The organism is Rhizobium sp. WSM1274 (assembly GCF_025200775.1).
GTDB classification, from domain to species: domain Bacteria; phylum Pseudomonadota; class Alphaproteobacteria; order Rhizobiales; family Rhizobiaceae; genus Rhizobium; species Rhizobium leguminosarum_I.
In genome coordinates this window covers 347,404-372,682 of sequence record NZ_CP104138.1, presented here as the reverse complement: position 1 = coordinate 372,682, position 25,279 = coordinate 347,404, and the positions used below count along the sequence as shown (strand labels likewise).

Genomic DNA, 25,279 nt, shown 5'->3' with positions numbered 1-25,279 from the left:
AGCAGACGATGTTTAGTGGGCCGCCGGCGCCGGTGCTTCGGCGGCCGGTGCGGTCTCGACGATCTTGACGGGCGCGCCCACCTTCTTCGGCTGACCGGCGGAGCTTTCCTTGACCTCTTCCTTGGAGAGATAGTCGAGCTGTTCCAGCATCACGTCGGCGACGTATTCGCCGCCGAGGCGCTCGTTCATGCCCTTCTTGATTTCCTCGCGGAAGGCCTTCGGATCGAAGGACTTGATGTGGGCGATATCGACCATCTTGTTGCCGACGAGCAGGCTGAAAAGCTCGTCCGTCGTCATCTCGCTCAGCGGCAGCGTCACGCCTTTCAGCATGTCCTTGTTCATCATGAACGAAACGCGGCCGAGGAAGTAACCGGTGATCGCACCGTTGCCGATGATCGGCACCGTGATCGTTTCGCCCTTCACCAGTTCAAGAGCGCTCTGCTTGGAATCCGTTGCTGCGGGCGCCGGCGCCGTCGCCAGGTACACCGAGAAATAGACCGATGCCAAGGTGATGGCGCAAACCCAGACACCGGTGAGGACGAGCTTGATCATCAGTTTCCACGCGCGGCGAATTGTTCCTGGGAATAGGTGCCGTCGGCATCGGCGTCCTGAACCGCGTTCTTCAGGAGGTCGGCGACGGCGCGAACCGCTTCGAGATGCGCCTCGACGCGACGGGCATTCAGAACCAGTTTCTTCTTCAGTCCGTGCAACTGATCGAGATGGGCAGCGGCAAGCTCGGACGGATCGGTGTCGCGGAAAAGCATCGACAGCTCGTAGAGGCAGCGGCTCTTATGCGCGTTGGAGACCTTGAGATCGAACTGCGGATCATTGCCGATCCGGGTGTTCTCATTGTCGATGATCATTTCGAGGCGTCCGAGAACGGATTTGATCCTGTATTCGTTCGAAACTATTTCCATTGTAACCCCGGTTATGCGTCGTTTGGAGCATGATGCCGAAAAGTATGCGCGGTTTTCGGACCACGTCATGCTCTAACTATTTAATTGAGAACAGGATTCGGATTTTAGGCCAACGGGCCTCAAATCATCTTGTTCTGTCGGTCTTGGCTTCGGCGGTCGGCGTGCCAAAGGTCTTGCGCTGGAAGTCGTCGATCATGCTGAGCGCAGTGTTGCGGTCATCATCGTTGGTGGAGGCATTGACGACTTTGCCTTCCTGCCGGCGCAATTGCTCGCTGTACATCTGCTTGGCGATACCGATGCCGTCTCCCTTGGCCATGGTGTTGCCGAGCTGTTCGGCCATCATGCCCTTCCAGATATCGCCGGTCGCGCCCTTGCCGTATACGTCTTCACTTTCGCTCGGCAGCATGGACTTGACGAAATTCTGCAGGACCATGGCCTCGAACTTCCGGTAGCTTTCCGGAACGTCCTCCGCCTTGGTGCGGTTCTGGATGTTTGCGAGGCCGCTCTTCTGGCCGATATGATCGAGAACGTCGACCGTATTGGAGAAGCCCTTGCCATTCTCGGCGAGGCTTGTTGCGGCAAAGGCCGCACGATTTGCCTTCAACTTTTCCTGGGCTGCCTGAACCTCCATGGGGTCGGCAGCTTTGACAACGTCCAGGACCAAATCACTGGGGGGCGAAATAGCCACGTTACAATCCTCTGAATTTAAGATCGTAACGACTATGGTTTTTGAAGCTTGCTGGAGGCTGGCGTTGCGAATTGCTGATCGATGACATCGTAGATGGCGTTGTCATCTGCCTCGCGGCGCTCGGCCTCGAGAGCTTCCTTCATGCCGTCTTCGAGGCGGTCGCCCTTGGCCCGCTCGCGTGTCAGCCGCATCTCGTGGACCTGCTGCATGCCGGTCAGCTGCTGGTCCTTGATGGTGAGCCTGCCGAATCGATCGGCGTAATTCTGCGAGAAGGCGTGGTGGACGGGGTCCATCGAGCCGAGCGCCAGGATGACATCGTCCATCGCCACATTGACCTCGACACGCTGACGGCTGGTTTCGGCCAGGTCGTTCTCGGCCATTCTTTCGATATGCCGCTGCACTGAGAGCAGCCGCTTGAGCTTTTGGGAGCGCTTCTTTTCGATCATCGCCTCATCGCCCGATATAGATCGAGCCGAAGGACTGGCCGAACTGGTTGACCAACGCCGCGATCGAGAAATAGATCAGGAAGAGCCCGCCCATCAGCAGATAGGGCGTGGAAATGAAGTAGACCGGGATCTGCGGCGCCAGCTTGTTGATGAAACCGATCGAGACGTTGAAGATCATGCCGTAGATCAAAAACGGGCTCGACAGCCGCAGCATGATGTAGGTGGTCTGCTCCAGCGTGTCGGTAAAGGAGATGAGCGTCGCGCGCATCTGTATCAGGCCGCCGAAGGGCATGGTCGTGTAGGAATCGATCAGCGCGCGGAAGACGATGTGATGGAAATCCATGATGAAGAGAATCATGATGCCGGCAAAGGTAATGAAGCCGGAAAGACTGGTCTCCGGCGTGTCTTCGAGGATGTCGGCGGAACCCGGCTGGGTGTAGCCGACCATCATCGCGATGATCGTCGCGGCGAACTGCATGCCGATCGTGTAGATCCTCGCCAGCATGCCGTACATCACGCCGATCAGCGATTCGCTGAAGATCAGGCCGATATAGGTTCCGGCACCGGTGTGAACGGCCGGATAGACGGTGTCCCAGAGCAACGGCATGACGGCGATCGAGAGCGCGCCGGCGATGAAGACGCGCAGCTGGTCGGGCACGCGCGCCGAGGAAAAACCCGGAAGAGCCAGCACACAGCCACCGATCCGGCAGAAAACCAGAAACAGCGCGAGAACGGTCCCTTGCGGGTCTGCTATCATGAAATAGAGCCCAAAATCTTTATCTCGATGCCCTTGGCCAGTTCGACATGCGACAGGACCGGGAGCGTGGCGAACAGCCGTTCGATGATCATGCGCACATAGGAGCGTGTTTCCGGCGATGTGACAAGGGCGAATGGTAGGCCCCGATCCATGAACTCACGGATAACTTTGGTGGCCTGCTCGCTGAACTCTTCCAGGCTGCGCGGATCGATGTCGAATTCGATCACCTCGCCCTTGGCGTCGCGCTTCAGCGCCTGGTGGAAAGCCAGATCCCACTTGCTGCCCAGCCGCAGCACACGCAGCACGCCGTTGTCGGCGAGGTCGCCGCAGAGCTGCTGCGCCATGCGGATGCGGACGTGCTCGACAATCTGCTCCGTTTTCCTGACATGCGGGGCAAGCTCGGCCACCGCTTCGAGAATGAGGTGCAGGTTGCGGATCGAGACGCGTTCGGCAAGCAGCAGCTTGAGCACCGCCTGCAGGCCCGAATAGGACATGTGCGACGAGCAGATCTCGTCGGCAAGCTTCTTGTATTCGGGATCGAGCCGATCGATCAGCACCTTCACGTCCTTGTAGGACAGAAGCTGCGGCAAGTTGTTGCGGATGACCTCGCTCATATGGGTCAGCACGACGGAGACGTTGTCGATCGGCTGGAAGCCCTCGCGTTTCAGATCGTCGGCGAAGTTTTCGAGGATCGAGACGGCAGGCATACCGAAAGCGGGTTCACGGATTTCGTCGCCGGGAATGCTCGGCCGGCGGCCGGCGCCGGTCACGACGAGAACTTCGCCGACGCGCAGCAGGTTGGAGGCGACCGTCGTGCCGTGGATGCGGATCTGATAGGATTTCTCGGCAATGGCGATATCGTCGGTCACCTTGATTTCGGGCACGACGAAACCGTATTGTGTGGCGAACTTCTTGCGCATCTTCCCGACGCGGAAGGCGAGCTCCTGGTGGGCGCCAAGCAGGCGCGTCGAGACCATCTTGCCGAGTGCGAGCTCAATCTCCGAGGTGCGCAGCACCGACTTGACCGAATCCTTTTCCAGCTCCTTGCTCTGGACGACCTTCTTTTCTTCCTGCTCGCGGCGAAGCTTGTTTTCAGCTTCGACCTGACGCGGGATGAACCAGGCGCCGAAAGCGAGAAGACCGCCGAGGATTACGAAGGGGACAAACGGCAGGCCCGGCATCAGGGCCAGCACGAACATCAGCACGGCCGAGACGGAAAGCGCGCGGGGATACCCGCTCAACTGGTTGACGACCGCCTGGTCGGTCGAGCCAACGGTGCCGCCGCGAGAGACGAGAAGGCCGGCGGCGAGCGAAACGATGAGGGCCGGCATCTGCGAGACGAGGCCGTCGCCGACGGAGAGCTTGACGAAGACGTCGGCCGCTTCGCCGATCGGCATGCCGTGGCGGAAGTAGCCGATGATGATGCCGCCGAAGACGTTGATGCAGGTGATGATGAGGCCAGCGACGGCATCGCCGCGCACGAACTTCGACGCACCGTCCATCGCACCGAAGAAGGAGCTTTCCTCCTCGAGTTCCTTGCGCCGGCGCTGGGCTTCCTTTTCGTCGATGATACCGGCCGAGAGATCGGCGTCGATCGACATCTGCTTGCCGGGGATGGCATCGAGGGTGAAACGCGCACCGACTTCGGCGATACGCGTGGCGCCCTTGGTGATGACGATGAAGTTGATGGTGATGAGGATCAGGAAGACGATCAGACCGATGACGAAGTCGCCGGACATCACCAGGCTTGCGAAACCGGCGATGACGCCGCCCGCTGCTTCATGGCCCTCATTGCCGTGGGACAGGATGACGCGTGTCGTCGCGATGTTCAGCGCCAGCCGGGTCATCGTCGCGATCAGCAGAATGGTCGGGAACGACGAGAAGTCGAGTGGTTTCTGGATCCACAGCGAGACCATCAGGATCAGCACCGAAAAGGCGATCGAGAAGGCCAGTCCCATATCGATCAGGAAAGGCGGGATCGGCAGAAAGAGAATGCAGATGATGCCGATGATGCCCAGGGCAAAACCGACATCGCGCAGGCTCGGGGCGACTTTTGGAAGGGGCAGTGCAGGTGGTTGCGCCATGACGATTCCGTCTCTTCATGAGAGGAGGCGGACATGCGGCCCGCCCAATTCGGATCGAGAGTTAAATGGCGAAGCTTGCGCGAAGGTGGCCCGACCGTTGCGCACTTTTGCTGGAACTGCTCCAGAGCATGATGCCGAAAAGTGTGAGCGGTTTTCGGGCGACATCATGCTCTAACTATATAATGTAGAACAGGATTCAGATTTTGGGCCGACCCGGCCTAAAATCATCCTTTTCTAGAAGCCGGACTGGATGCGCGAAAAGACCAGATTGGTGAAAATGGAGATCTGCGAGCCGGCGAAAGGTGCGGTGACGCCGACCGTGATCAGCACCGCGACGATCTTCGGCACGAAGGTCAGCGTCGCTTCCTGCACCTGGGTCAGCGCCTGGATCAACGCAATGATGAGACCAACTGCCATCGCGACGATGACGGCGGGACCCGCGGCAATCAGGACGGTCCAGATCGCCGCCTGGAACAGATCCAATGCATCAGCTTCATTCATTTGAAGGCAACCTCATATCGCCTTGAAGTGGCCCCGCCGTGGCCGGACCGCCATTGATTGGTATCAAGCGCGCCATACGGCGCACCGGCGCCGTTAGTATCAGGTATCGCTGGTCGGCGCCTTGTCGGCAACAGTGATTCCCGCCTGCACGAGTATATTACCGCCAGCCGAGGTTGTCGCAATGATTCCATCGGAATAAACCTTGACGGATTCGATGGTGCCTTTGACGGTGCCGTCGGCGCTTTCCATGTATTTGCCGACGTAGCCGCTGGCCTGGGTGAGGCTCGAGCTGGCGAGCAGCGTATCCAGCTTGGTGTTGGTCTGGATCGTCTGCTCGACCTGCGAGAAGCTCGCCAGCTGCGACATCTGCTCGCTGGCGTCGACCGGATCGGTCGGATCCTGGTTCTTCATCTGCGCGATCAGCAGCTGAAGGAAATTGTCGTAGTTCAGCGTCGCCTTCTGCTGGGCCGTGTTCGTCGTACTCGTCGAACTCGTTTTGGCCACGCTTGACGTTGCATCTACCGCCATGGTGCAATCTCCCTGCGAATCTGCTCGACCATCGTCGGCGGCATTTCGTGGTTGTTGAGGATATTGTCTTCGATCGCGTAGAGGCCGCGGATCGCCTTCAACGCATCGAAGGCGCGGCCCGTCGAGACGAGTGCATCGATGCGCTTCAGTTCGGCGAGGATCTCCTCGTTCTTGAAGCAGGAGAGCAGCATGGTGATCGACTTGCGGAACAACGCCGTCGAGTGATCCTTGCCCTCAGGGTTGATGAGGATCATCTGCGCAATGAAATAGAGCTGACGCAGCGGCGTTGTGGCGCCCTCCGGCTGGAGGACGTGATTTTCCAGAAGGAACGTCACATCATTCAGGAATTCCAGCGCGACCTTGCGGTCGACGCGCAGGACAGCGCCGTTGATGAAGATTCTTTCTCCGGCTTTCAGAGAAATGCGAAGTGTACTTTTCATTTAAGTCCATCCCTGATGATGGTGGTAACGTCGATGATGCCCTGGTAGTTATTGGACTGACGTTTTCTGATCCTGTCGCATTCCTTCAATATCCAGATTGCGATCGAGATGAGGTTGGCCCTGAGCCCGATCTCCAGCTGGTTGTCGGGATGTTTGAGATCCTCGATGAAACTGATCCACACCCGGCGGGTATAAAACAGGGCTTCAATGGCTTCCCGGCCGTATTTTTCCTTTTCGCGCGCCAACGACAGCAGGTCTATGGACCGGTCGAGAACCTGCCATTCCCGCTCTTTCGCGTCGGCCACCGAGTCCTGCATGACTTCGGCATATGAGAACTGATACATTCATGCATCCTTCTTTATTGCGCGCCTTTGCTCATCAAAGGTAGTTTACTAGACTCAACTGCTGGATCTTCGAGACGATCGTGTAAGCGGTTTCAAGCTGCGTTTCCAAAGTCTTGACGAGGGTCGAGGCTTCGTAAGGATCGACGCCCTGGAGATCGACGAGCTTGTTCTTGATGATATTCGACTGGGCGTCGAGGGCGTCATTGGACTTCTTGACGCGCTCCTGCGAAAGGCCGAGCTGGCTTGCCTGCGTCACGAGGCCGCTGGTTGCCTTCGTCGTATAGCTGATCGCCTGCTTGGACACCGTGCTCATCGCATCGCTGCTGAGATCCTGGCCCAACAACGCCGAGGTCATCACCGAGGCGAGCGCGAAGTAACGCATGCCCTCGGAATTGGCATTGGTCGAGGATTCGATCACTTCGGAGTTGCTGATGCGGCTCGTCATGTTCTGGTTCGATGCCTGCGACCAGCCGGTGGTCGCGTTGGTCCAGTTGGTCTGGCTAAACATCGGCTCCACCGTCGTGGTGATGAAGGTGCTCATTTCGGCGCCAGTCAGATCTTTGACCGCCTTCGGGAGTCCTGCCGCATAAGCGTTCAGGGCCGTAACGATCGCGGCACTCGTCGCGGTGGTCTTGTCGGTCAGCGGCTGCACATCGGTATTGATGCCGGAGAACAGATATTCGCCGTTTACCATGGTATTGGCTGTGTCCATCATCGTGGACAAGGCGCTGGTCGCCGACTGGATGGCGACGGTGATGCTGCCGGGATCGTGGCTGCCCTGGAGCGCCGTCAGCTTCGAAACCAGGCCATCGCCGACATCCTTCATCTTGGAAAGGCCGAGCTGCGAGGATTCCATGCGCGCAGTGACGAGCGAATTGCTTGCTTTGATCGAGTCTATCCTGTCGACCTCGCGGCTGAAGTCGACGCTCCTGGCAGCGTTGCCGCCGAGCGAGATACCGATATCCGCATAGACTCCCGTCGTCGCTTCCATCGTTGCCTTGGTCATCTGGTTCTGCCCCTGACGGATCGTCAAGCGCATCGCGTTCTGAATGGCCGAACTTGAAATAAAAGAGCTCTTCATGGCTTAACTCGCAATATCCAGCAATGACTTCAACATTTCGTCAACGGCGTTGAGGATCTTGGTCGCCGCCTTGTAGGACTGCTCGATATCGAGGAGCAGCGTCAGCTCCTCGTCGAGGTTGACGCCCGTCTCATTCGAATAGGCTTCGTCGGAGCGTGACAGCGCCGCCGAGGTGTTTTCCGCCGCCGTCGTGGCGTTGCTGCGGTACTGCTCGAGCCAGCCAAGTGAATTCGTGGCGAATTCCATGATGCTGACGTTCGAATCGATGCCCGTCGTGGCGTCGAAGCCGACCGCCGGTCCCGCCGCCGGATCGAAATCGATGTCGGAGCCCAAGGCGGTATAGAGACGATCGAGGTCCGTCGTGTAGCCGCTGAGGTGGGTAGGATTGTTGACGAGGCCGGTAGCATTGATGCCGCCATCGCGCAGGCGCATCGGATCGCCGTTCTGCGAGGTGATGACGGTGCTGCTGACGCTGATGGTCGACGCCATGCCGGCAACCGCGGTGGCGCCGGTATCGACCGTGCCGCCGCTCCAGGTGAAGAGACCGGGCACATAGGCCGGGCCAGCCGCCGTGTTCTGCTCCTTGAAGAGCGAGACCAGGCCGCGGGCGATTTCGTCGAGCTGCTTCTGGAAGTTCGGGGCGATCTCGTCGCGGACCTGGAGGAGAGACTGAAGGCTTCCCTGCCCTGTCGTCGTCGATCCGCTGCCGCGCGGAAGGGCCACACCGTCGACATAAACCGAATTGCCAACAGTGGTGGCGGTATAGATATCCTGAGACTTGAACGTCACGGTGCGCGGAACCGTCTCGAACAGGATCGTCCCGTCAGACGTGCTCAGCACCATGTCGTTATTGTCGCGCGTCGTCGTGTTGATGCCGACGATCTGCGAAATCTGCTTGAGAGCCTTCTCACGTTCGTCGAGAGCTCCGGATACATCCGCACCCGAGGCCGTGGCGGTCTTCACCGCATTGTTGGCCTTCTCGAAGTCGCTGAGAAGCGTATTCAGCTTATCGACGTCGGTGGCGATCTGCTTGTCGGCGGTGGCGCGAACGTCCTGAACGGATTGCGAGGCATTGTTCAGCGAGTTGGCGACGTCCTGGGCGGCGGTGATGGCGCCCTGGGCGGCGACGGTGCTGCCCGGCGTCGTGCGGAAGGCCTGAAGCTTCTGCTGAAAAACACCGAGATAGGTGGATGGCGACGTTTCGTAGTCGTTGCCACCCACGATCGACTTCAGGTCCTCGAGACCGCCGAGCAACGCCTGCTGGGCGCTGTCCTGAGAGGATGTCTTCAGGTATTGACGCAGCAGCGCATCTTCCTGCGCCCGGTCGATCTTGACGACCTGGGCACCGTTCAAGGACGTGGTGAGCATCGCCTGCCGGCGCACATAATCTTTGTTGCCCGCATTGGAGATATTGTTCGATACCACGCTGCTCTGAGTGCCGGTATTGTTGAATATGTTCTGCGCGGTATTAAGTGCGGATGTGAGCGACATGGCTTACCCGGTACCTTGCTTATCTCTTGAGGTTGACGAGGACGTCCATAATGTCGGACCCCGTCTGGAACACCTTGGAATTGGCGGTATAGCTGCGCTGCGATTCGATCATCTCGGTCAATTCGCCGGCAAGGTCGACGTTCGAGCCTTCGAGGGCGCCTGACTTGATGGTGCCGAGACCGTTGGTCTGCGGGAAGCCGGTAACGGTGACGCCGGACTGACCGTTGGCGCTGTAGACGTTGCCGCTCTGGAGCGTCAGCTTGTCAGGGCTGGCGACGTTGGCGAGCGGGATACGGTAGAGCGGCTTGTTGGTGCCATCCTCGTACTTGGCGTAGACGATGCCGTCGCCATCGATCGTGACGTCCTTGACCGGGCTTGCCGCCTGGCCGTTCGGCGTACCCGTGCCGGCAAAAGCGGCGCCGAGCTGCGTGAAGCCGGAGAGATCCATTTTGATGGTCTGACCGGTCACAGTATCGGCGATGTTAACAGAGCCCGTCGAGTTGGTTATTTTGCCGTTGGCGTCGAAATCGAGCGTGGTTGTGCCAACGGCGCCGCCAGCGCTGTAGGGAAAGGAGGTCGTGCCGCCCGTTGCCGCATTGGCGTTGCGGAAGATCGCAACCTGCCAGCTGCTATTAACGGCAGGAGGTGCCGGCGGCGGCGTCGCCGCGACCGAGGTCTTGGTGAAGTAGAAGTCGTACATCACCTTGTTGCCGAGCGTGTCGTAGGCGACCATCGAGAACTTCTTGGTGTCGGCCGTCGTGGTGGCGGCGTTGGCGCTCGGCAGCGTCGCAGGAGCAACCGGGGCGACGTTGGCGCCGGAATCGAGATTGCCCTTGAAGACCCCGGATGTCGAGGCGATGGCGGTCAGCCCTTCCTGGTTGACGTTGACAGGAACGAGGCCATCGAAGCCGTTGACGACGACGGCAGGAGAGCCGGCGTCGTAGGAATAGCCCATCAGCATGAAGCCGGCGGCGTTGACGAGATTGCCTTCGTCGTCCTTGGTGAAGTCACCGGCGCGGGTCAGAACCGGCGTGCCGTCCGCACCCTGAACGATGAAGAAGCCGTCGCCCGAGATCGCAAGGTCGGTACCCGAGGTGGTGTAGGAAATATCGCCCTGGTCGGAGACAGACTGGCGGACCGAGGACTGAACGCCGCCGGAATTGTAATTGCCGCCCGAGGAAGGCAGAACCAGCGACGAGAAGCTCGTCGACACGGACTTGTAACCGGTGGTGTTAACGTTGGCGATGTTGTCGGCGACCGTGCTCAAGCGGTTGGCCTGAGCGTTCATCCCCGATACTGCCGTCTTCATGCTGCCGAAAATGCTCATCTGAAAACCTCGTTTTACCTGTTATGCACGAGAGTATTTGTCGGGCCTTGCGTGAAGCTGTCTGTCATGTGAGCTGCGAGGCCGACTTTGAGGTTCAGCCGGGCGCCGCCGCCCGGCCGAGAAAATCAGGCCCAATCGATGCAGTAGCCAAGGAAGCGCTTGGAATCGACCGGATCGACGCCGAGCTTCTTGCGCAGCTTTTTGCGCAGCTTCGAGATGTGGCTTTCGACGACGTTCTCCTCGACCTCTTCATCGAAGATGCCGTAGATAGCGTTGAAGATCTGGGTCTTGGTGACCCGGCGACCGCGATTGGCGATCAAATATTCGAGGATGCGGCGCTCGCGGCGGGGAAGTGCGAAGACTTCGCCGTTGATCTCGGGGTCACGACCATCCGAGTAGACGCGGATCCCGCCGATCTCGGTGTAATTGGCGATCGCCTTCAGCCTGCGCCGGATCGCAGCCGCCCTTGCGAGGATCTCGCGGGGATGCACCGGTTTGCGCACCACGTCGTCGACGCCGCAGTCGAACAGCGCAAGGGTGTTTTCGAGCGAGTGCTGGTCGCTGACCGCAATCACCGGCGCCATCGACCGATCCCGGATCGCCCGGGGCAGTTCGAAGTTGCGCTGGCCCTGCCCGATCAGGAAGGCCTCGACTGCAGCTATGTCGGAATCGGCGGCGGTCTGTACCCACTCGCCGAATTCCGCCGGATCAAAGCCAGTGGAGGGAATACCCTCACGCCCGAACAGAGATGTGTATCCGTCTTTCACAAGCTCACGCTCATCAACCACTACGATCATTCGTCCGCCTCCGAATCAGTGTGGCACTTCGATGATCTATGGGTACGAATCGCACGAATCGGCGACAACTCGTTAAAGTTAATGGCAGAAATTAATAATTGATTAAGATCTGCGTAGCGATTTGATCTATATCTAGTGGGTATGTCTGACTATGCACACCAAAATTTCGTGGAAAAGTTAACGGTCGGTTAAATATGACTTGCGCAGGGGATTCACGCCGGATTCCTGCCACATTGTGGCACAATTTCGTCACAATATGCCTCTTCCATCTTTGGTTGAGTCAATTTTGGCAAAAGTTACTCGCATTGGGAGTCCACTTACCGTAGCCCGTGGCGACCAGGTTGGCGATGACGCGGCAGACATATTGCTTCTGTGCCGGATTATTGTTGGGCCCGGCATGGTATCTTGCTACCGCCATCGTCCATGTCTCATGACGGTCATGCAGGTTGCGGAGGAATTTTGCAGCATACTCCACATTGCGATGCGGGTCGAACATCTCCTCGGCGGAACTGAAATTCTCGCCGTGATAATAATGGTTGATCTGCATGCAGCCGATGTCGATGAGCTTCGCGCCGCTGCCACGGGCGACATCGAACTGCCGCATCGCGTCCTGCTCCGAGGGCGGAAAGATCGCTTTGCCTTCGATGTTCATGGCATAGGGATAGAGCGAGCCCTTGCGGCCGGTCTCCGTCAGACCGACCGAATAGAGGATGCCTTCCGGGATGCCGTATTTAGCCGCTGCCGACTGGATTTCGCGTTCGCAGGCCCCGGTGGAGGCAACCGCCTCAGAGGTAAACACCGCCAGTGCCGCTGCTGCCGCCAGTACGAGCGTCCTCAATACCCGTCTCGCCTGCGCCATTGAAGCCTCCGTCCGTCCGCTGTGCCGTCTGGTTGTGGCGCTCGCGCGCCTCGCCGCCCTGCCCCTGCTGAGGAGGCGATTGCTGCTGGGAGGCCTGGCCCTGGTTGCCGGCGTCGGGACGCTCGACCGGCGCCATGCTGATGGTGACGTTTTCGACCGCATAGCCCTGGCTGCGCAGAGCTTCGAGAATCTTGCCGTGATCTTCCTTCATTTGACGGTAAGCCGCCCCGGTTTCGACCTTGAGGTCGACGTTCAGAGCATCGCCGGACAGGCGCATGGTCGCCGTCACCAGGCCGAGGTCGAGTGGGTTCATCTGGATCTTCAGCGTATTGACCACCTTGCCGGTGGTCGTCCATTCCGCTGCGTTGGAGAGCGCCGAGCTCGGCTCCATGGCCCGCGCCCATTCGGAATCGCCCGAGAGAGCAGCGGTCACGGCGGCGGAATTCGAATTCTGCATCAGGCCGATATAACGGCGCGATTCGAGCACCGAAACGTTTTCGACATCGGCTTTCTTCGACCCATCCTTCGGTCCGGCCTGATCGGCGCCGATCTGGACATCCATCGAGACGCCGCGGCCATCGGCACGGCTGATCCTGAATGTCTTGCCATCGGCAGCTTCGGCGGCCTCCGATCCGGGAACCTCGATGTCATCCGCCGTGCCGCTCCCGATGTTGCTGCTGACCGCCGCCAGGGCGTCGGACGCATGGCCGCCCGCCTTGGCGTCGAGTTTCTTGTCGGCCGTTCCAGCCTCGTCGACCTTTGCGGAGACGTGATGCGCGGCTGCCACCGTCGGCAAGGTCACTGCACCATCGGCAGGTTCCTGCTTCAGCAGGCCGAGAACATCGGAAATGCCGCCGTCATCATCGTCGCTGGCGTTGTCCGTATCGGTTTCCAGCGCGTCGGCCTTGGTGTGTTTGCCGCCCTTGGCTGCCGGAGCGACCTCGTCTGCGGGACTGTCCTTCGGATCGCGCTTGCCGAAGGCGAGATCGGCCGGCATTTTGATCTCGGCCTTTACGGGTTTTGCCGCGGCCTTTTCAACACTGGCAATCGTTTCCGGCTGAACATCAGCCTGCGCCCTCAGAACGGCGTCGCCAAGATCGATCAACGGCTTTGCGCCGTTGCGGCCGCGGATCGTCTGCGCCGCTTTCTCGGCGCTGCCATCGGCAACCACGCCCTGATCCGGCTGCGCATCGTCGGCATCGTCATTGGCAGCACTGCCGCTTGCCTTGGCCAGCGCGTCGGAGAAGCCGTTCTTTTGGCCGGCGGCATCGTCTTTTCCGGCCGGTCGCGCAGATTTCGCAATCGCGGCGGACTCCGCACCGGGGGCTCCGCCCGAGACGCTCATATCCATCATTGTTCGTTGCCTTCCTGCGCCAGAAGACCGTCGATCTCGTCGAGCTTGGATCGATTGGTCGTCACAAATGCGTTGAATGAGGGGTCTGTATCCCGGCTTTGGCCAGTCGATGCCACACCTCCTGGAACAGGCTCGGGAAGCGCGCTTGGCGCTCCCGGTTGCGTAGCTATAGCCACAGCCTTTTCAGAAGTGATTTCTTGATGGTCAGTGTTAGGATCCGAGGCTTGCGTCAGGCTTGCCGGGTCGGGAGCGCGCAGGATCTGCTCGGCAACCGATCGCGCCGCCTCCTGCAGCGCCTGATCCCGCGGCGAAAGCGCGTTGCCGTCGATGCCGCTGACATTCTTCGCTGCCCGGTCGATATCCTCTGTCGGAAGGCCGGCCATACCGCCATAGAAATCCGCGAGCGGACCGAAGGCATTGTCGGTGCCGGCGCCCAGCGACTGCACACGTCCGACCGCCATGCGCGCCAGTTCCGGCTTGCCTGATATCGCGGCTGCGCGGGCAATGCGCAAATAGACCTCGCGCTGGCGCGGAGCGTCCATGAAGGACAGAATGTCGATGACGTCCTGTGGTTTCACGTCGTGATCGTGACCGACGACGAGCGTGACGAAAAGATCGGCGAACTGGCTGGCATAGGGCGAATGCAGGAAGCGTCTGACATAACGCTGCGAATAGGCCATTCCCTTATCAAGCATTCCCTTGTCGACGCAGATGGCCACGGAGCGGCGCAACGCCGCCTCCTCGACGATCGTACCGGGTGCTGCAAGACGCGCCTGGTCGTAGAGATCCAGCGCGTCAGCCGGTTTCGTCGCGATCAACACGTTGCCGCCGATCAGCGCAAGATAGGGGCCGATCTTCTTGTCGCGATATTCCCTGGCCGTCTCCACCAGCGTCTTGGCGACGAGGAGCCCCTTGCCGCTCAGATATTTGCGCAGCACATCGGTGACGCGGTTGTCGAAATAGCCGTTGACGTCGTGGGCAATCAGATATTCGAGCGTCTGGGGATTGCCGCCGCTCATCGCGTAGATCAGCGCTGCGTCGACATTGCGGTCGTCGTCGAAGATCGAAGGATCGACGGTGCGCAGCCGTTCGTCGATCGTACCCAGCATGAAGCGCTGCATCTCGCCGGCCGAATGATCGCCACTGACGACGGAATCCTGCACGAATTGCAGCGACCGCAGCATCTTGTACGGCGCGAGATCATCCGGATCCTGTGCATTGCCTGCGGCCGGCGAAAACATCGCCAGGCCAAGGGCCACAAATCCGACGTAGCGATGCTGCCGACGCGCCATTCGACTATCCTTGATCCGCCTGCACCAGAATCTCGATCCGGCGGTTGGTCGCGTTGAACGGGTCAGACGGCAGCTTCAGCCGACGGTCGGCGAAGCCGGAGACCTGCGAGATGCGTTTCTCGTCGAGCCCGCCGCGCACAAGCATGTAGTAGGCGCTCTGGGCACGATCCATCGAAAGCCGCCAGTTCTCGTTCTGCGTGCCCTTATACTGGCGCCCGTCCGTGTGGCCGCGGATGGCAACCGCACCACCCCTCGCCTTCAGGATCGCGCCGATCTTTTCCATGGCGAGCACCATTTCCTGGCGCGGAACTGCAGAACCGATATTGAACATCGAATCGTCGGTCTGGTCGGAGATGCTGACCAGCAATCCGCCCTCGGACGCCGTCACGCTCAGGCCTTCGGCGAGCTTGCCTGCAACGCCGCCGATCTGCTGGGCGATCTCTGCCTGCAATTGCTCGGCTTCCTTCTGCTGCTCGGTCTCGGCGGCGCGCTTGTCCGCATCCTTCTGGTGATCGGCGTCTTTCTGAGCTTCGGCCTTCTTGTTCTCGGCCGACTTGCCGGCCGGCGCCTTGCCGTCCCTGGCGTCGACCGCGCCCTTGGTTTCCTTGGTTTCCTTGGTCTCCTTGGTTTCCTTGGCGGCCTTCTGATCGGTGGTCAGCGGTACAGGCTTCATATCCTCGACCTTGGCGATCTCGCTTGTCTCGCTCTCGACCGCCTGCTGGTCGCTCTTGCCGGGCGCCAACGTCTTGCCTGCCGTCGTGACCTCAACCTGTTTCGTCCAGAAATCCGGATCGAAGGGATCACGATAGGCCTCGCCGCCGTCGGCGCCGGTGGCCGGGCCGGAATCGGCGGCGCCGCCGTCGCCCTTGGCGCTGACATTGGCCTGCTGGCCGACTTCCTGGGCGATCTCGGCCAGAACCGAATAAGGATTTTCGAAGAAATCGGCCTCGGAATAATTGGTTTGGTCGCCTGATGTCGATGTCTGGTCGTCACCATCGGCCGCAGCCTTGCCGTCGTTCGGATCTTCTTCCTTCTGTTTCGACTTCTCCTGCTTCTCCTCGCCCTCGGCGTTGTCGACGGGCTTCTTCAGGCCCTTCTCGGTCGGCTTTTCGTCGGAGAGTTTGATCGGATTGAAATAGGTCGCGACCGAGGCCTTGGTCTCCTCGTTGGCGGCATTGACCAGCCACATGACCAGGAAGAACGCCATCATCGCCGTCATGAAGTCGGCATAGGCAATTTTCCACGCACCGCCATGGGCGCCATCGTGATCACCGCCGCCATGTCTCTTGACGATGATGATCTCGTTCTTGCCGTGGTGGTGGTTTTCGCCTTCGCTCATTCGAGAACTTTCTTCAAGCTGGCCGCCCAGGCGGACATACGGGTGACGATAACGGAATCACCGATTTCGACGGCAAGATCGATATCGTCGGTCTCAATGTGGCGAACCGCGCTGGCATGTTCACCGAGCTCGGCCTTCAAGATGTCGAAAAGCCGGGTCGGCCCCCTGACGACGACCGCTCCAGCCGCGCCTTCGAGGATCGCGTCACGCAGCAGAGAGGCGAGGCTCTCGGCAGCCTTGGCGGCAAGCGCCTCGGTCATCACAGGCGCGATGGCAACGGCGGCGCCGGCGCTGACCAGCTGCGCGACCTCTTCGGCGATATCGCGGATGCGGGATGCAATGACCGCCGCCGCCTCGACTTCGTAACGCAGCTTCAGCTCTTCGAGTTCACGCGCATGGACCTCCGCCAGCATCCGCGCCTCGAGTTCGTATTTCTCAGTCAATACCACGGTCGCTGCGGCATGACCTTCCGCATAGGCTTCGCGGCGCTCCGCCTCGACGTCGATCGCCGGTTCGCTCGGCATTTCGGGGAAAGCGTCGCCGCCGAAATCGTCCATATCAAGGATCGGCGCTGACGATTCCGGTTCACCGAAATCCTTCAAATACCGGGAAAGCGTAATGCTCATAAAAAACCATCCAGCATTCGGGAGGCATGCAGCATGCCCGCCCCCGCCCAAAGTGACCTTGCGCGCCGGCATCGCCCTTCGAAACGGGCAAGGGCCTGACCCTGCGCCGGCACGGATTCGAACGATGCCTTCATGCCGGAAACTAAGAAGTCAAACTTGCGCGAGGATGAATGGCGCCGCCACCCGTGATCGCGCCCACCCCCTACTCCAGCAGGATCAGGACCTTGCTGGCGGCGGTGTTGAGGATCGAGATCGCTTCGACGGCCATCTGCTTCTGGGTTTCGATCGCCTTCTGCCGGATCGAAGCCTCGTCCATGTCGGTATCGACGAGCGCACCGACGCTCTTGTCGATCGAATCGGACAGATCGGCGGCATAGTCGATCTGATCGTCGATGCGGGTCTTCATCACGCCGATGGACGCGGCCGTCGTCGTCAGCGAGGAGAGCAGCGAGTCGGTGACGTCAAGCATGTCGGTAAGTTGCGCATCGGTCGTATTCTTGCCAATCGCAATTTCCGTACCGATAGCCGGCGTGGTGGAATTGGCGTTCAGCAAATAGTAATTCCGCGACGTCGTGCCGCTGTTATTGATGGCGTTGGCATCGACCGGCTTGGTCAGCAGACCGCCGCTCGCATTGTTCTTATCGACGAGAATGGTCTGCGAGGATGGGAAATCGATGGTCTGGGCCTGATATTCGCCGGTCGGAGCGCGCACGAAACCAGAGATGACCTGCCAGTTCGGCGGCGCGGCGGTATCGCCGTTCAACAGCCAGTTTTCACCCGCAAACGACGTCGATTCGACGACAGTCTGCAGTTGCTCCTTGTATTCGCCGATCTCGGCGTTAATCTTGTCCTTGTCGGCGCCCGGCTCTCTTGCCGAAACCAACTTGGCGCGAATATCGCCTATGAGATCGATCGCCGAGTTCATCGCCGTGTAGGTGGCATCCACCTTGGCAGCGCCGAGACCGAGCGCATCTCCGATCGTTCCGAGATTGGTGCTGTCCGAGCGCATGACGGTCGCGACCGACCAGTAGGACGCATCGTCGGCGGCCGTCTCGATACGATACCCCGAGGACACCTGCTGTTGGGTCTGGTTGGCTTCTTTGTTGATGCTGCGCAGCACCGCAAGCGCATTCACCGCGGCCGCGCTGGTAATCTTAACGGTCATCGACAGGTCTCGGAATCGGGGTGATAGGGCAGGCCGGATTGCCGGCGGCGACTGAAGTGGCGTCATGCCTCCGGCAGAGTTTCTACCGGCGTGTCGCAAAAGCAAATCAACTCAAGGCGAAGTTAACTCGATAACAACCTATTGGGCAAGAGCGCAGCACTGAGCCTGGCACAGCGATCGCAATGCCGACCAAACCTTTGATATAAAAGAATAAACCGCGCCGTTTCGGGCGCGGTCCGGGAGGGTTTTCGATTGCTGCCAGACGATGGCGCAAGATTCGGTCCAGCTTCAGCGTCTGATTTAGCTGCGGAACAGCGTGAGGATGTTCTGAGCGCTGGAGTTGGCGATCGACAGTGACTGGATGGCCAGCTGCTGCTGCGTTTGCAGCGCCGTCAGCTTGCTCGATTCCTCTTCCATGTCGGCATCGACGAGGCGGCCGACGCCCGAGTCGATCGAGTCGCTGAGCGCGCCGACGAAGTTTTCCTGCAGCTCGATGCGAGTGGAAATCGAGCCGAGCTGCGACGCAGCCTTGGTCATCGCTTCGAGGCCGGCCTCGATTGAGGTCAGGGCCATGGCGATCTCAGGTGAGCCGAACGTGCTGATATCCATCGAGTAGATCGACCCGATTGTACCGGATGATGTGCCGAGAATGCCGGAGCTCGTCTCGATCGTGCCAGTCGAGGTCATACCGAAGAGGACGTTGCCCGCGGAGCCCGAGTTCAGAATGTAGTCCGTTGTCTTGACCGAGACATTGCCGTTGCCATCGCGCACGAAGGTGGAAACGACGCTCTTGGTGCCGTCAGCGCCGGCAACCCAGTTTTCACCGGAGAAGGAAGCCGATTGCGCGATGCTCAGGAGCTGCTGCTGCAGCTGGCTGATTTCTTCCTGAATCTTGGTCTTGTCGACGCCCTTTTCGGTCGCGGCAACTATCTTCGCCTTGATTTCGCTGATGATGTCGATGGCGCTGTCCATGGCAGAGTAAGCGGTGTCGACCTTGGCGGCGCCGAGGCCGAGAGCGTCGGAAACGGCGGAAAGTGCCTTGTTGTCCGAACGCATGGTCGTTGCGATCGACCAATAGGCGGCGTTATCGGCGGCCTTTTCGACGCGGTAGCCCGACGATACGTGGTTCTGCGTCGTCTCAAGGCTGTCGTTGATGCCGCGGAGTGTCTGAAGAGCGGCCATCGCCGCGACGTTCGTCAAAATGCTGGTCATAAAATGATTGCCCCTTGTTGGCAGATGGAAAAAAGGGACATTCCGGAAAGCTACCGGGAACGGGGACCAGCCTCATGCCTGTTAACCGGTTCTTAAATTTGGTTAACCCGCCGTCTCGTTGACCGCAGAAGACAGCATTATGGTTAATCAACAGTTAACGGAAATTAAAAAAGCCGCGCTCCATGGAAGCGCGGCTCGATTCCTGGCTGCCCGCCGGAGACCGGCGGGCCGATGTTTCCAAGGGTTATTAGCCGCGGAACAGCGTGAGGATGGTCTGCGAAGAGGAGTTCGCGATCGACAGCGACTGGACCGCCAGCTGCTGCTGGGTCTGCAGGGCGCTGAGCTTGGAAGACTCTTCTTCCATGTTGGCATCGACGAGACGGCCGACACCGGAGTCGATCGAGTCGCTGAGAGCGGATACGAAGTTTTCCTGCAGTTCGATGCGCTTGGAGATCGAGCCGAGCTGAGCGCCGGCGCTGGTCATGGCCTTCAGAGCCGATTCAACGTTGGTCAGAGCCGACTGGATCTGGCCGAGGGTGAAGTTGGTGATGTCCATTGCGTAGACAGAACCGGTCGCACCATTCGAAGTACCGAGGATACCCGTGGAGGTTTCGACCGCGCCGCCGCTCATGCCGAACAGAACGTTGCCCGTGGAGCTGTCGTCGAGAATATAGTCGGTCATCACGACCGAAACGGCGTTGGAGCCGTCGCGGACGAACGAGGAAACAACGTTCTTGGTGCCGTCAGCGCCAGCAACCCAGTTTTCACCGGAGAAGGAAGCCGACTGAGCGACGCTCAGGAGCTGCTGCTGCAGCTGGCTGATTTCTTCCTGGACCTTGGCCTTGTCGACGCCGTTTTCAGTGGCGGCAACCAGCTTGGCCTTGATGTCGCCGACGACGTCGATGGCGCTGTCCATGGCGGAGTAAGCGGTATCAACCTTGGCAGCGCCGAGGCCGAGAGCGTCGGAAACAGCCGAGAGAGCCTTGTTGTCAGAACGCATGGTCGTTGCGATCGACCAGTAAGCAGCGTTGTCGGAAGCCTTGCCGACGCGATATCCGGACGAAACGTGGGCCTGGGTTTCCTGGAGACCCTGGTTGATGCCACGAAGAGTCTGGAGGGCTGCCATTGCAGCGTTATTGGTGTTGATGCTCGTCATAGTTTGCTTGCCCCTTGTTGGCAGATTTTAAGAAGGGACATTCCGGATTTTCGGCCGGCCCACAGCGATCAGCATCATGCCTGTTAACCATCTCTGTTAGGGTTAACTCGCCGTTTCGATGGGCCTAGAAAACAGCAAGATGGTTAAGGAAAGCTAAATCATGATCGGAAATTAATCAAAAATATCTGAGACTTAGAATGTTTTTCATTAACCTTATATTAAAACATTTCGCGGCCGGGGATGACCCGGCCGCGAAACTTGGAAACCTTGTGCCGACCGGTCTTAACGGAAGAGCGACAGGATGTTCTGCGAAGAAGAGTTCGCGATCGACAGCGACTGGATCGCCAGCTGCTGCTGGGTCTGCAGGGCGCTGAGCTTGGAGGACTCTTCTTCCATGTTGGCATCAACGAGACGGCCGACACCGGAGTCGATCGAGTCGCTGAGAGCGGACACGAAGTTGTCCTGGGCGTCGATGCGGCTGGAGAGCGAACCGAGAGCAGCGCCGGCGCTGGTCATGGCCTTCAGAGCCGCTTCAACGTTGGTCAGAGCCGACGCGATCTGGCCGGAGGTGAAGTTGGTGATGTCCATTGCGTAGACAGAACCGGTCGCACCGTTCGAAGTACCGAGGATACCCGTGGAGGTTTCGACCGAGCCGCCGCTCATGCCGAACAAAACGTTGCCCGCAGAGCCGCTGTTGAGAACGTAGTCGGTCGTCTTGATCGAAACGGCGTTGGAGCCGTCGCGGACGAACGAGGAGACGACGCTCTTGGTGCCGCTAGCGCCGGCAACCCAGTTTTCGCCGTTGAAGGAAGCCGACTGAGAGATGCTCAGGAGCTGCTGCTGCAGCTGGCCGATTTCTTCCTGGACCTTGGCCTTGTCGACGCCGTTTTCAGTGGCGGCAACCAGCTTCGCCTTGATATCGCCGACGACGTCGATAGCGCTGTCCATTGCGGTGTAAGCGGTATCAACCTTGGCAGCGCCGACGCCGAGAGCGTCGGAAACAGCCGAGAGAGCCTTGTTGTCCGAACGCATGGTCGTTGCGATCGACCAGTAAGCGGCGTTGTCGGAAGCCTTTTCGACGCGATAGCCCGACGAAACGTGGTTCTGCGTCTGGTTGAGGCCCTGGTTGACGTTACGCAGCGTCTGGAGAGCGGCCATTGCGGAAGTATTCGTGTTAATGCTTGTCATAAGTCTGTCCCCTGGAAAACTAGATACAAAAAGGAGGACATACCGGACTATAGTACCGGCGATGACGGACCAGCTTCATGCTACTCGGCGCCTTTTTTGTTTGGCCCAAACCCGTCATGTCCAGGGCAATCTCGCAGCCAATGCTTGCCAACTCCTTAAAAATACAGGGCCCAGACCGGCTCCTCGCGGGCATAGTTAATGCTTGCTGAATATATTCCTTGGCATTCTATTTTCCTTGAAAACCAAGCGCTTTCCGCAGGCAAAAGTCGGCATTTTCCCGCAAAAACAAAGGCTCATCAAGCGCACCGGTTTCAAGCAAGCTTCGAATGCCAATGTGGCAGGCGCCGGGATAGCACCATCGGACCGATCCGCCCGTTTTGCGGCGGACGGCCTGTCCGTGCCTCGGCTGTCGACGCCAGAACATTTCCTTCACGGAGTTGGGTTTTGAACAGCAAAGTTTCGTTCTCTGCGGCATCCAAGGATTACCAGATGGGCCGCTACACACAGTCCTTGGCGACGCTCAATCAGCTGATGGATATTCAGCAAGACGCCAAGACCTATGCGCTGCTGGCCAAGAACCTCGTGCAACTCGGTTTCAAGGCCGATGCCGCGAAAGCCTATGGCCTGGCCGGCAGCTGTGAAGGACCGAATTCCTACGAATACCAGAAGCAAGCGGCCAAGCTGCACTACGAGACCGGCAGCGAGGACGATGCTCTGCTGATCGCCATGCGAAACCTTAGCAAGGCGCAGGAAGACCCGGAACTCGCCTTCATCATCACCGCGATCTATCTGAAGCGGCAGCAGCGCGATATCATCCGCCCGTTCAAGACGGTGCTGTCGCAGAGTGCCAATCCCGATCATATGCGCCTGGCAGCCCTGCTTCTGAGCGACGATCTGAACGACGCAACCAACCAGAGCCTGTCGCGAAACCTCTTCAAGCGGTTTCCAGGCAATCTCGCATTCCGCTTCCTGCATCTGGTTTTCGCTCGCGAATTCAATGAGTTCGAAGAGGCAAGCAAACACCAGGCAGTGATCGATGCCTCACTCGCAAAGGGCGATGTCGAGATCCTGCGCAAGGATAACCCGTTCTATCATCTGCACTGGTGCGGCAACGAGGATTTCAATCGATATGCGACGATCGGCACCACTCCCCTCAACCCGGAACAGGTGGCTTTCCGCCGCAACCAGCCGCACAGCTGGTCGGACAAGATCCGGATCGGCTACATGTCATCTGACTTCTGGGACCGCCACGCGACGATGAAGCTCTTGCAGCGCATCCTCGAACTGCACGACAAGGACCGGTTCGAGGTGACGCTCTTCTGCCATACAGGCCCTGAGTACCTCAAGCATAACAATACCGACCGCAGCCGCTGGGGCCGGGTCGTCACCGTTCACGGCTTCTCCGACCAGGGGATGCTCGCAGCGGTGCGCGAGCATAATATCGACATCATGGTCGACCTGAAGGGTCATACTTCAGGCAGCCGCGCGTCGGCCTTCAATTTGCCGCTCGCGCCGGTGCATGTCGGCTGGCTCGGTTTCCCCGGCAGCACGGTCAATATCGATCTCGACTACGTCATCGGCGACCATTCGGTATTGCCCGAGGTGGCCAAGCCCTTCTACCATGAGAAATTCTGCCGGCTGCCGGAGAGCTACCAGCCGAACGACCCGATGCATCGCCCGAAGCCGCGTCCTGTCACCCGCGAGCAGCTCGGCCTCCCGGAAGACGCCTTCATCTTCGCGTCCTTCAACGGCAACCGCAAAATCACGCCGGAGACGATCGACAGCTGGTGCCGCATTCTCAAGCGCGCGCCGAACAGCGTGCTCTGGCTGATGGCGAACACGCCGCGCAACCAGGCGAACCTCCTGAAGCAATTCCAAGCGGCAGGGATCTCCGCCAAGCGGATCATCTTCTGCCCGCGCGCGCCCTATGAAGAGCACATCGACCGTCAGCAGGCGGCCGACATCGGCATCGACACCTTCCCCGTCAACGGCCACACGACCACCTCGGAGCAACTCTGGGGCGGCCTGCCGGTCCTGACCGTCAAGGGCACCAACTTCGCCTCACGCGTCAGCGAGAGCCTGCTCAGGGCCATCGACCTGCCCGAACTCGTTGCAGCCGACCTGCAGGCCTATGAGGATATTGCCGTCGAACTGGCGCAGAACCCCGCGCGGATCGCGCAATACAAGGCGCATCTCAAGGAGAAGCGCTATATCGCGCCGCTCTTCGATGCCGAACGGTTCTGCGACCATCTGGAGCAGGCCTATGAAGCCATGGCCGACCGTGCCAAGCAGGGTCTTGCACCCGATCACATGGACATTCCGGCGCTGCCGCCGCGCACGGCGCCGTTCGCGGCCGAGTGAGGGCTTTTCGATCCGCATAAAAGAACCCGCCGGAGGGATCCGGCGGGTTTCTCATTGGCGAATATCAACCGGCGGCAGCCGGTCAGTTGAACGAACGCACCAGGCTGCCGACCAGCAGGTTCCAGCCGTCGATCAGCACGAAGAAGAGAATCTTGAAAGGCAACGAGATCGAGGTCGGCGGCAGCATCATCATGCCCATCGCCATGGTGATGGTCGCGACGATCAGGTCGATGACCAGGAACGGCAGCACGACGAGGAAACCGATCTCGAAGCCGCGGCGAATTTCGGAAATCATGAAGGCCGGGATCAGCACCCGATAGTCGATCGGATTGGTCGTCTGGATATTCTGTCCGCGTTCGCGCGCCAGATCGACGAAAAGCGCCAGATCCTTGTCGCGGGTATTGGCCGCCATGAAGGTGCGGAAGGGTTCGGCGATACGCTGGACCGCCTCGGTCTCATTGATCTGATTGGCAAGCAGCGGCTGCACGCCGTTCTGCCAGGCCTGATCGAAGGTCGGCGACATGACGTAGAAGGTCATGAACAGCGACAGCGACAAAAGGATCATGTTGGAAGGCGTCGAGGAGAGGCCCATCCCTGAGCGCAGGATCGAGAAGGCGATGACGAAGCGCGGGAAGCTCGTCACCATGATCAGGATGCCCGGCGCGACCGAAAGAATGGTCAGCAGGCCGAATGTGCGGATGATCCAGGCGGCGACGGAGCCATCGACCGGGACGTTCAACAAGTCAGTCGGCAGCTGCTGTGCCACCGCCAGTTCCGGTACCGCCATCATGGCGGCAAGGAAAACTATGAGACGAATCATTCGATGACAAATGTCCTGAACATGACCTTCGATATCCGCCCTTGCGAGCGAAGGTCAACACGTTCCTGTATGTCATCCTTGAGATATTGAAAGCCGCGCGGCCCCTCGATCTGCTGAAGGGAAACGGTTCTGATATAGGCGAGGATATCCTGATGAATATCCTCTGAAACCTTGACATCCGGCGGCCCGTTGAACAGCAGCGCGACTTCGAGTCGGACCCAGTTTTCCGAGGGGTAGGCGAGGTTCGAGGTGATCGGTTCGAGTTGGACGACGTTGTTGGCCTCGGTCGAGATCCGCGCCAGACCTTCCTCGGCCTTCTTCTTGGCCTCGGCACCCTTGGCCTGCTCGACCTCCTTGGCACCGTTGATGTTGGGTGCGACGATCGTGCCGACTGCCCAGCCGCCGCCGGCGCCGACGAGCGTCAGGACGGCGATGCCGATGATCGTCATCAACGAGCCGGATTTCTTGTTCGGTTGACCTGCGCTTACGTCTGGCTCTGCCATCGT

The 25,279-nt window shown here is 59.5% G+C and carries 27 protein-coding genes; 2 read left to right on the top strand and 25 right to left on the bottom strand.

All coding sequences use genetic code 11. The annotated features are described in order from the left end of the window. Positions 1-12: 12 nt before the first annotated feature. From N2600_RS01885 to N2600_RS01775, 23 genes are all read right to left on the bottom strand, one after another. A complete protein-coding gene (locus N2600_RS01885) occupies positions 13-552 on the bottom strand; it encodes a hypothetical protein (protein ID WP_027666408.1) in 540 nt (179 codons plus the stop codon). Continuing rightward, positions 552-917, bottom strand: coding sequence for a hypothetical protein (locus N2600_RS01880; protein WP_130715633.1), 366 nt, complete (start codon positions 915-917; stop codon positions 552-554). The genes N2600_RS01885 and N2600_RS01880 overlap by 1 nt, the downstream gene beginning before the upstream one ends. 124 nt (positions 918-1,041) lie before the next feature. Next, a complete protein-coding gene (locus N2600_RS01875) occupies positions 1,042-1,605 on the bottom strand; it encodes a rod-binding protein (protein ID WP_017967056.1) in 564 nt (187 codons plus the stop codon). A 32-nt stretch (positions 1,606-1,637) separates the two neighbouring features. Then, on the bottom strand, positions 1,638-2,051 hold the full coding sequence (locus N2600_RS01870) for a hypothetical protein (protein WP_222386371.1): 414 nt from the start codon (positions 2,049-2,051) through the stop codon (positions 1,638-1,640). Positions 2,052-2,055: 4 nt separating this feature from the next. After that, on the bottom strand, positions 2,056-2,808 hold the full coding sequence (locus N2600_RS01865; protein WP_260297798.1) for a flagellar biosynthetic protein FliR: 753 nt from the start codon (positions 2,806-2,808) through the stop codon (positions 2,056-2,058). After that, the gene (gene flhA / locus N2600_RS01860; protein ID WP_017967053.1) at positions 2,805-4,892 is read right to left on the bottom strand and encodes a flagellar biosynthesis protein FlhA; all 2,088 of its coding nucleotides are present in this window, start codon (positions 4,890-4,892) and stop codon (positions 2,805-2,807) included. Before flhA ends, N2600_RS01865 begins: the two co-directional genes overlap by 4 nt. A 234-nt stretch (positions 4,893-5,126) precedes the next feature. Next, a complete protein-coding gene (fliQ, locus tag N2600_RS01855; protein WP_017967052.1) occupies positions 5,127-5,393 on the bottom strand; it encodes a flagellar biosynthesis protein FliQ in 267 nt (88 codons plus the stop codon). Between the two features lie 99 nt (positions 5,394-5,492). Then, positions 5,493-5,921, bottom strand: a complete 429-nt coding sequence (flgD, locus tag N2600_RS01850; RefSeq protein WP_260110089.1) for a flagellar hook assembly protein FlgD — start codon at positions 5,919-5,921, stop codon at positions 5,493-5,495. After that, positions 5,912-6,361 carry a flagellar biosynthesis repressor FlbT gene (gene flbT, locus N2600_RS01845; RefSeq protein ID WP_003556571.1) on the bottom strand — a complete coding sequence of 150 codons (450 nt, stop codon included), beginning with the start codon at positions 6,359-6,361 and terminating at the stop codon, positions 5,912-5,914. Before flbT ends, flgD begins: the two co-directional genes overlap by 10 nt. Next, positions 6,358-6,705: a flagellar biosynthesis regulator FlaF gene (gene flaF / locus N2600_RS01840; RefSeq protein WP_027666404.1), complete on the bottom strand. Its 348-nt coding sequence runs from the start codon at positions 6,703-6,705 to the stop codon at positions 6,358-6,360. The genes flbT and flaF overlap by 4 nt, the downstream gene beginning before the upstream one ends. A 34-nt stretch (positions 6,706-6,739) precedes the next feature. Beyond that, positions 6,740-7,786 (bottom strand): flagellar hook-associated family protein, encoded by a 1,047-nt coding sequence (locus N2600_RS01835; RefSeq protein WP_260297797.1) that lies wholly within the window; start codon positions 7,784-7,786, stop codon positions 6,740-6,742. A gap of 3 nt (positions 7,787-7,789) precedes the next feature. Continuing rightward, on the bottom strand, positions 7,790-9,277 hold the full coding sequence (flgK, locus tag N2600_RS01830; RefSeq protein ID WP_162117813.1) for a flagellar hook-associated protein FlgK: 1,488 nt from the start codon (positions 9,275-9,277) through the stop codon (positions 7,790-7,792). A 19-nt stretch (positions 9,278-9,296) separates the two neighbouring features. Continuing rightward, positions 9,297-10,604 (bottom strand): flagellar hook protein FlgE, encoded by a 1,308-nt coding sequence (locus N2600_RS01825; RefSeq protein ID WP_170256276.1) that lies wholly within the window; start codon positions 10,602-10,604, stop codon positions 9,297-9,299. Between the two features lie 125 nt (positions 10,605-10,729). Continuing rightward, a complete protein-coding gene (gene rem, locus N2600_RS01820; protein ID WP_162117814.1) occupies positions 10,730-11,401 on the bottom strand; it encodes a transcriptional activator Rem in 672 nt (223 codons plus the stop codon). Positions 11,402-11,681: 280 nt separating this feature from the next. Further along, a complete protein-coding gene (locus N2600_RS01815; protein WP_162117815.1) occupies positions 11,682-12,239 on the bottom strand; it encodes a lytic transglycosylase domain-containing protein in 558 nt (185 codons plus the stop codon). After that, complete coding sequence (gene fliK / locus N2600_RS01810; protein ID WP_260297796.1) at positions 12,187-13,614, bottom strand: flagellar hook-length control protein FliK; 1,428 nt, start codon at positions 13,612-13,614, stop codon at positions 12,187-12,189. The genes N2600_RS01815 and fliK overlap by 53 nt, the downstream gene beginning before the upstream one ends. Beyond that, on the bottom strand, positions 13,611-14,906 hold the full coding sequence (gene motC / locus N2600_RS01805; RefSeq protein WP_260297795.1) for a chemotaxis protein MotC: 1,296 nt from the start codon (positions 14,904-14,906) through the stop codon (positions 13,611-13,613). The genes fliK and motC overlap by 4 nt, the downstream gene beginning before the upstream one ends. Positions 14,907-14,910: 4 nt before the next feature. After that, a complete protein-coding gene (locus tag N2600_RS01800) occupies positions 14,911-16,245 on the bottom strand; it encodes a MotB family protein (RefSeq protein ID WP_260297794.1) in 1,335 nt (444 codons plus the stop codon). Further along, on the bottom strand, positions 16,242-16,871 hold the full coding sequence (locus N2600_RS01795) for a hypothetical protein (RefSeq protein ID WP_260297793.1): 630 nt from the start codon (positions 16,869-16,871) through the stop codon (positions 16,242-16,244). The genes N2600_RS01800 and N2600_RS01795 overlap by 4 nt, the downstream gene beginning before the upstream one ends. Positions 16,872-17,073: 202 nt before the next feature. Beyond that, the gene (locus N2600_RS01790; protein ID WP_260297791.1) at positions 17,074-18,036 is read right to left on the bottom strand and encodes a flagellin N-terminal helical domain-containing protein; all 963 of its coding nucleotides are present in this window, start codon (positions 18,034-18,036) and stop codon (positions 17,074-17,076) included. A 300-nt stretch (positions 18,037-18,336) separates the two neighbouring features. After that, positions 18,337-19,248, bottom strand: a complete 912-nt coding sequence (locus tag N2600_RS01785) for a flagellin N-terminal helical domain-containing protein (RefSeq protein ID WP_064249909.1) — start codon at positions 19,246-19,248, stop codon at positions 18,337-18,339. A gap of 247 nt (positions 19,249-19,495) precedes the next feature. Beyond that, the gene (locus N2600_RS01780; protein ID WP_260297790.1) at positions 19,496-20,404 is read right to left on the bottom strand and encodes a flagellin N-terminal helical domain-containing protein; all 909 of its coding nucleotides are present in this window, start codon (positions 20,402-20,404) and stop codon (positions 19,496-19,498) included. 282 nt (positions 20,405-20,686) lie between these two features. Next, on the bottom strand, positions 20,687-21,592 hold the full coding sequence (locus tag N2600_RS01775) for a flagellin N-terminal helical domain-containing protein (RefSeq protein ID WP_222386379.1): 906 nt from the start codon (positions 21,590-21,592) through the stop codon (positions 20,687-20,689). Positions 21,593-21,794: 202 nt separating this feature from the next. Between N2600_RS01775 and N2600_RS01770 the strand changes: the two genes are divergently transcribed. Further along, a complete protein-coding gene (locus tag N2600_RS01770) occupies positions 21,795-22,040 on the top strand; it encodes a hypothetical protein (RefSeq protein WP_260297789.1) in 246 nt (81 codons plus the stop codon). Then, on the top strand, positions 22,037-23,953 hold the full coding sequence (locus N2600_RS01765; protein ID WP_260297787.1) for an O-linked N-acetylglucosamine transferase, SPINDLY family protein: 1,917 nt from the start codon (positions 22,037-22,039) through the stop codon (positions 23,951-23,953). The genes N2600_RS01770 and N2600_RS01765 overlap by 4 nt, the downstream gene beginning before the upstream one ends. 82 nt (positions 23,954-24,035) lie before the next feature. Here N2600_RS01765 and fliP read toward each other — a convergent pair whose 3' ends face one another. Together fliP and N2600_RS01755 are read right to left on the bottom strand one after the other, a co-directional pair. Beyond that, positions 24,036-24,773 carry a flagellar type III secretion system pore protein FliP gene (gene fliP, locus N2600_RS01760; protein WP_017967035.1) on the bottom strand — a complete coding sequence of 246 codons (738 nt, stop codon included), beginning with the start codon at positions 24,771-24,773 and terminating at the stop codon, positions 24,036-24,038. Then, a complete protein-coding gene (locus tag N2600_RS01755; RefSeq protein WP_260297786.1) occupies positions 24,770-25,276 on the bottom strand; it encodes a flagellar basal body-associated FliL family protein in 507 nt (168 codons plus the stop codon). Before N2600_RS01755 ends, fliP begins: the two co-directional genes overlap by 4 nt. Positions 25,277-25,279: the final 3 nt, after the last annotated feature.